This window comes from Vibrio sp. 2033 (assembly GCF_033339735.1).
Genome location: NZ_JAWOVC010000614.1, coordinates 1 through 578 on the forward strand (window position 1 = coordinate 1; position 578 = coordinate 578).

General features: G+C 43.1%; 1 protein-coding gene. It reads right to left on the reverse strand.

Features of this window, described 5'->3' with window-relative positions; translation table 11 throughout:
* Positions 1-150 precede the first annotated feature (150 nt).
* Positions 151-578, reverse strand: a 428-nt coding sequence (locus tag R7P74_RS28095) for a LysR substrate-binding domain-containing protein (protein ID WP_318123958.1), incomplete at its 5' end; no start/stop codon positions are given.

The following is a 578-nucleotide window of genomic DNA, read 5'->3' on the forward strand; positions in this document are numbered from 1 at the left end:
CCTTTCTCTATCCATTAGTTATTTTCTAGGATGATATGGAAAAAGATGAGTAAGAGAGAGAAGTTAATAAAGTGAAGATAATTTGTGGGAAGTGGCTCAAGATAATATGTAATTAAGAAATTTATTTTTATTATTTCTTAAACACTTAAATCATCGTCGTGACTCAATCTGCTTCAAAAGCCACTCTCTAAATCGCTCAGTTGACTGGCTTCTTGTATTCATGATCAAGTAATACCCAGCATTGGCAGGAATGGGAGCGAATGGAGAAACCAAACGTTTCGTCGTCAATTCATCCTCAATCAACGCCATGCGCGCCATCGCGATCCCGACTCCAGCTTCCGCCGCAGACATCGCCATGTCTGTTCGATTGAAAAAGTGACCGACATCGGTTTTAAAATCGAATCCCATTGCCGAAGCCCAATACAACCACTCATAGTCACGTGTCGCTTTTTCCCACGGCATCGCGTCGTGCAACAACGTAGCCGCTTGCCATTGATTCGCAGACATCGACGATGTTTGATCACCAAAAGGGCTTTTTAGCCACCGATGATCCTCAAGGTATTTAGGGCTCATCACTG